General features: G+C 71.2%; 6 protein-coding genes. 3 read left to right on the top strand and 3 right to left on the bottom strand.

All coding sequences use genetic code 11. From position 1 onward, the window contains the following. Positions 1 to 91 precede the first annotated feature (91 nt). From ACFU6K_RS22560 to ACFU6K_RS22570, 3 genes are all read right to left on the bottom strand, one after another. Complete coding sequence (locus ACFU6K_RS22560; protein ID WP_380665707.1) at positions 92 to 2623, bottom strand: ATP-dependent Clp protease ATP-binding subunit; 2532 nt, start codon at positions 2621 to 2623, stop codon at positions 92 to 94. A 126-nt stretch (positions 2624 to 2749) separates the two neighbouring features. Further along, positions 2750 to 3466, bottom strand: coding sequence for a VIT family protein (locus ACFU6K_RS22565; protein ID WP_380665697.1), 717 nt, complete (start codon positions 3464 to 3466; stop codon positions 2750 to 2752). Positions 3467 to 3568: 102 nt separating this feature from the next. Then, on the bottom strand, positions 3569 to 4201 hold the full coding sequence (locus ACFU6K_RS22570) for an HAD family hydrolase (RefSeq protein ID WP_380665699.1): 633 nt from the start codon (positions 4199 to 4201) through the stop codon (positions 3569 to 3571). Positions 4202 to 4706: 505 nt separating this feature from the next. On the opposite strand from ACFU6K_RS22570, the gene ACFU6K_RS22575 reads away from it, so the two are divergent. From ACFU6K_RS22575 to ACFU6K_RS22585, 3 genes are all read left to right on the top strand, one after another. Then, positions 4707 to 6173, top strand: a complete 1467-nt coding sequence (locus ACFU6K_RS22575) for a pyridoxal phosphate-dependent decarboxylase family protein (protein WP_380665701.1) — start codon at positions 4707 to 4709, stop codon at positions 6171 to 6173. A 90-nt stretch (positions 6174 to 6263) separates the two neighbouring features. Continuing rightward, positions 6264 to 7823 carry a hypothetical protein gene (locus ACFU6K_RS22580; RefSeq protein ID WP_380665703.1) on the top strand — a complete coding sequence of 520 codons (1560 nt, stop codon included), beginning with the start codon at positions 6264 to 6266 and terminating at the stop codon, positions 7821 to 7823. A gap of 71 nt (positions 7824 to 7894) precedes the next feature. Then, positions 7895 to 8237, top strand: a 343-nt coding sequence (locus ACFU6K_RS22585; protein WP_380665705.1) for a hypothetical protein, incomplete at its 3' end; no start/stop codon positions are given.

Genomic DNA, 8237 nt, shown 5'->3' on the forward strand with positions numbered 1-8237 from the left:
GACCCGCGCCGCGCCCGCACGCGTCCTCCAGCAGTGGCGTTCGGGCGTACTCCCCCTGGAGTACGCCCGAACCAAACCCGTTTCGACCGGATCAGCCCTCAGCGGCGTCAGCGGCCTTCGCCTCCGCCTCCTCGAAGGTTGCCGAGGCCTCCGGCCGCGCCAGCGTGACCACCAGCTCCCCGTCGCTCACGTCCGCAATCAGGGTGTCCCCCTCCCGCACCGAACCGTCCAGCAGCAGGTTGGAGATCCGGTTGTCCAGCTCCGACTGGATCGTCCGGCGCAGTGGCCGGGCCCCGAACTCCGGCTGGTAGCCCCGGTTGACCAGGTACTCCTTGGCCGCCTCGGTGACCTCCAACCGGACGTCCTGGGCCCGCAGCCGCCGCCGGCTGCGCTCCAGCAGCAGGTCCACCACCGACAGCAGGTCCTTCCGGGTGAGCGCGTGGAAGACGATCACCTCGTCGATCCGGTTGAGGAACTCCGGCCGGAAGTGCTGCCGCAGGTCCCGCATCAGGTCGTCACGGATCTCGTCCACGTTGCCCGCGTGGTCGAGGATCCGCTGCGATCCGATGTTGCTGGTCATGATCACCACGGTGTTGCGGAAGTCGACCGTACGCCCCTGGGAGTCGGTCAGCCGCCCGTCGTCCAGCACCTGGAGCAGCAGGTTGAAGACGTCCGGGTGGGCCTTCTCCACCTCGTCGAAGAGCAGCACGCTGTACGGCTTGCGGCGCACCGCCTCGGTCAGCTGCCCGGCCTCCTCGTAGCCGACGTACCCGGGCGGCGAGCCGACCAGCCGGGAGACGGTGTGCTTCTCCTGGAACTCGCTCATGTCGAAGCGGATCATCCGGTCCGGGTCGCCGAACAGCAGCGCCGCCAGCGCCTTCGCCAGCTCGGTCTTGCCGACGCCGGTCGGCCCGAGGAAGAGGAAGGAGCCGGTCGGGCGCTCCGGGTCGCCCATCCCGGCCCGGCCGCGGCGCACCGCCTGGGAGACGGCGGTGACCGCCTCGTCCTGGCCGATCACCTTCTGGTGCAGGTGCTCCTCCAGCTTGAGCAGCCGCTCCTTCTCCGTCGCGTTCAGCTCCGCGACCGGGATGCCGGTCCGGGAGGAGAGCACCTGCGCGATGTCGTCGGCCGTCACGTCGACGACCTCCTCGCGGGACTCGGCGACCGCCGCCAGCTCGTCCTCGGTCTGCCGCAGCTCGGTCTTCAGATTGGCGGCCCGGACGAACTCCTCGTCCGCGACGGCCTCGTCCAACTCCCGCTTCAGCTTGGTGATCCGGTCCCGCACCCCGGTCGCCTCGGTGGAGCCGCTCAGGCTGCGCAGCCGGACCCGCGCCCCGGCCTGGTCCAGCAGGTCGATCGCCTTGTCGGGCAGGAAGCGGTCGCTGACGTACCGGTCGGAGAGCGTCGCCGCGGCGTCCAGCGCCTCGTCGGTGAACCGCACCTGGTGGTGCGCCTCGTACGCGTCGCGCAGCCCCTGGAGGATCTCGATCGTCTCCTCGACGCTCGGCTCGGGCACCAGCACCGGCTGGAAGCGGCGCTCCAGCGCGGCGTCCTTCTCCACGTGCTTGCGGTACTCGTCCAGCGTGGTCGCGCCGACCACGCTCAACTCACCGCGCGCGAGCGCCGGTTTGAGGATGTTGCCGGCGTCCATCGACCCCTCGCCGCCACCGCCCGCGCCGACCACGGTGTGCAGCTCGTCCAGGAACAGGATCACGCTCTTCTCGGCCGCGGTGACCTCGTCGATCACGTTCTTCAGCCGCTCCTCGAACTCGCCCCGGTACTTGGAGCCGGCCACCAGCGCGGTCAGGTCGAGGGTGACCACCCGCTTCTCCCTGAGGCTCTGCGGCACGTCCCCGGAAACGATCCGCTGGGCCAGGCCCTCGACGATCGCGGTCTTGCCGACGCCCGGTTCACCGATCAGCACCGGGTTGTTCTTGGTCCGCCGGGAGAGGATCTCGACGGTCTGCTCGATCTCCTCGGCCCGGCCCACCACCGGGTCCAGCCGGCCCGAGCGCGCCTCCTCGGTGAGGTCGCGCCCGTACTCGTCCAGCGTCGGCGTCTCGCTCGGGTGGGCGCCCGTACTGCTGCGCTCGCCGCCGGTGCCGCGGCCCTCCAGCACCGACTTCAGCGCCTCCTGCGAGGGCGCCGCGTTGCGCAGCGCCACCCCGGCGCCCGAGCGCTCCTGGTCGAGCAGCGCGCCGAGGATGTGCTCCGGGCCGATGTACGAGGCTCCGGCCTCCTGCGAGCGGGCGTGCGCGGCGAGCAGCGCGCGCTTGGCCGAGGGGGTGAGCGCCGGCCGGCCGTCCACCGTGTCGGGGTTGCCGGACGGCAGGGCGTGCTCCAGGTCGCCGGAGAGCCGGTCCGGGTCGATGCCGGCCCGTTCCAGCATCCGGCGCGAGGGGTCCACCCGGGTGGCCGCCCAGGCCAGGTGCGCGGTGTCGAGGTCGCTGGAGCCGTCCTCGGCCGCCCGCTGGGCGGCCAGCGCGAGCAGTTCCTGCGAGGACTCGCTGAGCAGCCGCCCGATCGGCACCCGCTGCACGGCGGGCGGGGAGGCCAGCGGGCTCATCCCGAAGAACCGGCTGAGCAGGTCGGAGAACGGATCGTTCGATCCGAACGGGGGCATGGTCACGGCGACTCACCTCTCCCAAGCGGTTTGCAGCCACACAAACACAGGCCGGACCGGCCCGCCCGTCGAGCCGACCGGGGCCGTCACCCGGCGTGCCCGGCCCCCGCGAACCGATCCGGGCCATCACCCGGTGACCTGGTCCAGCAGCACGCCGCCGCTGTACGTCACCGCCATCGCCAGCAGCCCGCCCACGACGTTGCGCAGGACCGCCCGGGCCGGGCCGGCACCCCCCAAGCGGGCGCTCGCCCAGCCCGACAGGGTCAGCGCGGCCACCACGGCCGCCACCGTCACCACCAGCCGCCACGACTCCGGCGGCAGCAGCACCGCCAGCAGCGGCACCAGCGCGCCCAGCGTGAACGCCGCCGCGCTGGCCAGTGCCGCCTCCCAGGGGTTGGTCAACACGTCCGGGTCGATGCCGAGTTCGGTCTGCGCGTGGGCGGCCAGCGCGTCCCGCTCGGTCAGCGCCGTCGCCACCTCCCGGGCCAGACCGTCCGCCAGCCCGCTGCCCCGGTAGTAGTCGGTCAGCTCGTCGAGCTCCCCCTCCGGGTCCTCCGCGAGCTCCCGCCGCTCCCGCGCCAACGCGGCCCGCTCGGTGTCCCGTTGGGTGCTGACCGACACGTACTCGCCGGCCGCCATCGACATCGCCCCGGCCAGCAGCCCGGCCACCCCGGCCGCGAGCAGCGCCGTCCGGGAGCCCGCCGCACCCGCCACGCCGGTCAGGATGCCCGCCGTCGACACCACGCCGTCGTTGGCCCCCAGCACGGCCGCGCGCAGCCAGTTCAGGCGCGAGGACAGCTCCGCCCGCGACCCCCCGGCCTGCGCCCCGACCTGCTCAGCCATCCGCCCACCGCTCCCAGGGGTCCGACCGGTCCCCCCGATCCTCGCCCGGCACCCGCGGCCCCGCCACCCGCCGGCCCGGACGCCGCCACCCCAGCACCTCCCTCAGCCCAGCACCCCCCGCCCGTCCAGCACCCCCGCCAGCGCCCGCCGCAGGTCCTCCGGCCCCCGGTAGCGCACCCCGGTCATGCCCAGCGCCACGGCCGCGTCCACGTTCTCCTGGCGGTCGTCCACGAACAGGCAGCGCTCCGGCGCCACCCCGGCCCGCTCGGCGGCGATCTCGTAGATCCGCCGGTCCGGCTTGGCGCTGCCCACCCGGGAGCTGTTCACCACCTCGTCCGCCAGGTCCGTCAGCCCCAGCAGCGCCAGGTCCTCGTCCAGCCACGCCGTCGCGTTGGTCACCAGCACCACCCGGCAGTGCTCCCGGGCCCGCCGCAGCAGCCCCACCACCGCCTCGTCCGCCCGGAACGGCGAGTCCGCGAACGCCTGCGCCAGGGCGCGTGCCTGTGCGTCCGTCACCCGGCCGGCCAGCCCCCGCGCGACCGAGTCCACCCACTGCGCCTTCCCGATCCGCCCGAGCAGCAGCGGCAGGTCGTTCTCCGGCGCGAACCCGACCGCCGCCGTGCTCCCCTCCGCCAGTCCCGCCGCCCGCTCCAGCGCGGCCACCCGGCTCCCGTCGAAGAACCGGATCACACCGTCCACATCGCACAGCACCGCGTCGAACGCCACCTCAGCCATCCCACCTCCCTATCACCCGGGATCGCCGGCTCCCCGCAGCGGGTGCGCTACGGGGGCCGGGCGGCGGTCCTGGTCCGGTACCGGCCAGAAGGAGCGGAATCGGCCCGTCGGGCGAACCCGGGGGCCAAAACGGCACATTCCCGGCCTGCGTTCGAATAGCCATCCCTCCGTTCGATTGCAATGTTCGAAATGTGATAAGCCGCCCTACCGCCCCGGCCTGCGACAATGCCGGACGTCACGCACCGGAGTCGCATCACGACGGGCCGCAATCGAACGCCGGTAAAAAACGAAGATTCACCCGTTGGAGTGACCCAGCTGGACATGCACCGTTCCGGAAAGGGAAAGTCTCGATGTCCTCAACAAGGGCCATTGGGGGGCTCCTATGATGGAATCTCGCTCGAATCAGAAGATGATCGAGCAAAAAAGCGGAGTCGGATCGCTGCTCGGCACTCAGAAGTCGAGTCGCTCCGCAACTCCCGGGGTCGGAAAACCGTGCGACGGCGGAATGCCGGCGGACACGTTCGACCCCGAGCTGTTCCGGGAGAATTCCGAGACGGTACTGAACCGGCTCGAAAGCCATCTGGCCGATTCCTCGATCAGAGGGCTCGAACTCATCGACCCCGAAACGCTGACCCTGGCCGCCAGGGCCCTGATGACCTCCGAGCGCGAGACGATCGCGGCCTTCGACGAGAAGCGGCTGGACGCGATCACCGACCTGTACATCAGGACGGGGATCCAGGTCCACTCGCCCGGGTACATGGGCCGGCAGTTCTCGGGCGTGGTGCCGCTGGGCGGGGTCGTCGACTTCGTCAGCTCGGTGGTCAACCAGCCGTCCTCGTTCTACGAGGCCGGCCAGCTGCCCAGCGTGGCGGAGCGCATCATGGCCGAGGAGCTGAACCGTTTCATCGGGTGGGAACCGGACTCCTTCGCCATGGTGACCACCTCGGGCGGGTCGCTGGCCAACCTGACCGCGCTGCTGGCGGCCAGGAACAAGATGTTCCCCGGCTTCTGGTCGGACGGCAGTCCGTCGGGGGACGGTCTGCCCCGCCCGGCCATCGCGGTCGGCGCGGACGTGCACTACAGCGTCTCGCGGGCGGCCGGGATCCTGGGGATCGGCGAGTCGCAGATCGTCCGCCTGCCGATCAACGCGGAGCAGCAGATCTGCCTGGAGCAGGTGCGGCCCGCTCTGGCGGCGGCCGAGCAGCGGGGGCTGAAGGTGTTCGCCCTGGTCGCCTCGGCCGGCACCACCTCGGTCGGCGCCTTCGACCCGCTCGACGGACTCGCCGACATCGCCCGGGAAGCCGGCATCTGGCTGCACGTGGACGGCGCGCACGGCGCCAGCCTGCTGGTCTCCGACCGGCTCCGGCACAAGCTGCGGGGCATCGAGAAGGTCGACTCCGTGGCCTGGGACGCGCACAAGATGATGTTCGTCCCGGCGCCCTGCACGCTGCTGTTCTACCGGAACAAGGAGGACAGCCTCGGGGCCTTCCAGCAGCGCGCCAGCTACGTCTTCGACGAGGAGCCGGACCGCTACACCGAGCTCGACAGCGGCGCCCGGAACTTCGAGTGCACCAAGCGGCCCATGATCATGCCGCTGTGGACCCTCTGGTCCGTCTACGGCCCGGCCCTGTTCGCCGAGAAGATCGAGTACCTCTGCGAGCTGACCGGGGAGATCCACCGCATTCTCCTGGACGAGCCGGATTTCGAGACGCTGCACCGCCCGGAGGCCAACATCCTGTGCTTCCGCTACCGACCGGCAGAACTTCCGGACGACGGCGTGCACCGCCTCCAGGTGGCGATCAGGAACCGGATCAAAATCCGGGGGAATTTCTTCATCTCCAAGGTGAACATCGACGGGGTCGCCGCCCTGCGCGTGGTGATGATGAACCACCAGATCACCGCCGAACACTTCCGGATGCTGCTCGGTGAGATCAGGCGGGTCGGCACCGACCTCCTGGCCGACGCCCGCTGAGGGACGCCGAAGAATCGCGTCCGAACAATTGCCGCCCGAACGAACGACGGCACCTGAACACGTGAACAACAGAAGGACGGGGAATTGACGATGAGTGCAGTGAGTGTCGCGCCCGACCGGCCGGCGGCACCCGGCGGCGTCGACGAACTGGCGAGCTGGCTGATCCCCGAGTGGGAGCTGAATCCGGAGTCGGTCGACGCGGTGGAGAAGCTCCCCTCGTTCGCGAGCAAGCTCCGCGAGTGCGAGCGGGTCTGCCAGGCGCCGTACAGCGAGGTGTCGCACGAGCTCCAGGACGCCCTGGTGCTGCGCCGCCTGCAGCAGATGGTCAACACGGTGCGGCTCAACCCGCTCTGGCGCAGCCGCCTGTCGGGCGCCGGCGTCAACGCCGCCCCGCAGACGTACGAGGACTGGCAGCGGATCCCGCTGTCGGACAAGGAGACCCAGCGCGAGTTCTTCATGGGTTCGCGCCCGGGCATGGTGGTGCCGCTGTCCCGCGGCGGCTTCGAGATCGTGGCCAGCGGCGGCACCAGCGGCGGGAAGCCGCTGGAGTCGGTGTACTCGCTGCGGGAGCTGCGGGACACCTACGAGGTGGCCGGCCGCTTCATGGGCACCTACCAGCTCGCCAAGTACCTGCCGGGCAGCGACCCCAAGTGGCTGTACACCACGCTGGCGGACTACCAGATGTGGAGCAGCGGCACCATGGTGGGCGGGGTGCTGGCCCAGGTGCCGGGGGTCAACTACATCGGCGCGGGGCCGGTCACCGCCCCGGTGCTGGAGCACATGTTCTCCTACCCCGGCCCGAAGGCGCTGATGGGGATCACCGCGGGCATCGCGATCCTCAGCGAGCTCGGCGCGGGCATGAGCCAGGAGGCCAAGGAGAGCTTCCGGGTGGCGCTGTACGGGAGCGGGGTGCTGCCGCAGCGCAAGCGGGCGGAACTCAAGGCGATGTACCCGAACCTGTCGATCCTCAGCTACTTCGCCGCCACCCAGGCCGAGACCATCGGGTTGCAGCTGACGGAGGAGTCCCCCTGCCTGGCGGCCGTGCCCGGGCTGCACCTGGTGGAGATCGTCGACGAGAAGGGCCGCTGGGTCGCCGAGGGCGAGGAGGGCGAGCTGGTCGTCACCCGGCTGCACGGGCACGAGGCCCCGCTGCTGCGGCTGAAGCTGGGCGACCGGATGATCCGCCGGCCGCGGCTGGACGGGCCCGGGCTGAAGACCGGCCAGTTCGAGTTCGCCGGCCGCACCGGGGACATCCTGCACCTGAACGACAGCCAGTACTCGGCCCCGCGCGCCTACGAGGCGCTGCGGGACGACCTGCTCAAGGCCACCGCGCTGGACCTGGACGTGGTGGCCCACGAGATCCAGTTCGTGAACCACCGCGAGGGCAAGACGATCACGCTGCTGGCCTCGGTCGACGACGTCGCCGGTCTGACGTACCGGATGGAGGCCGCGCTCGGCCCGTACGGGGTCCAGCACGTCTTCGTCAACGCGCTGCCCCGCTCGCTCTCGCTGTTCAACCAGGGCGAGGCGAACCCCGCCTCGATCGAGAAGACCGGTTACCGGTTCCTGGTCAAGTTCGTGCCCAGGGCGTCCACGGAGATCGAGCGGACGTCGGTCGGCAAGGTGCCGCTGGTGCGCGACCGGGGCTGACCGGGACTGACCAAGCCGGCGGGGCGGTACGACCGCCGCTCCGGAACGTTGGTTCGAGGAATGGAGTGAGGATGAAACCGCAAGTGAACATCGCCGTCGTGGTGGACGTGATCGGCGCGCTCTCGGACAAGTCGCTGCTCAACGGCAACCTCTGCCTGATCGACGACGGGTCGTTCGACAGCAAGAACCAGGGGACGCCCGACCTGGTCACCGTGGTGGTCCCCGGCCAGGTGGTCCAGTGGTCCGCCCTGGCGGTGGACCTGCAGACGCCCGTCGAGATCCGGAGCATCAGCTTCGTGCCGGCGGACGGGGCCGCGGACGCGGGCGCGGGCGCGTACGGCGTCGACCCCGCCGGCCCGGTCGGCTCCGCGGTCGAGGGCGCGGACGAGGGCGCGGACGCCGCTGCGGCGGCGC

The sequence above is a fragment of the Kitasatospora sp. NPDC057512 genome (assembly GCF_042802135.1).
In the GTDB taxonomy this organism is placed as follows: domain Bacteria; phylum Actinomycetota; class Actinomycetes; order Streptomycetales; family Streptomycetaceae; genus Kitasatospora.

Bases quoted from the DNA above. Each gene is read 5' to 3' on its own strand.
- ACFU6K_RS22560 (WP_380665707.1), bottom strand. From the start codon at position 2,623: ATGCCCCCGTTCGGATCGAACGATCCGTTCTCCGACCTGCTCAGCCGG.
- ACFU6K_RS22565 (WP_380665697.1), bottom strand. From the start codon at position 3,466: ATGGCTGAGCAGGTCGGGGCGCAGGCCGGGGGGTCGCGGGCGGAGCTG.
- ACFU6K_RS22570 (WP_380665699.1), bottom strand. From the start codon at position 4,201: ATGGCTGAGGTGGCGTTCGACGCGGTGCTGTGCGATGTGGACGGTGTG.
- ACFU6K_RS22575 (WP_380665701.1), top strand. From the start codon at position 4,707: ATGCCGGCGGACACGTTCGACCCCGAGCTGTTCCGGGAGAATTCCGAG.
- ACFU6K_RS22580 (WP_380665703.1), top strand. From the start codon at position 6,264: ATGAGTGCAGTGAGTGTCGCGCCCGACCGGCCGGCGGCACCCGGCGGC.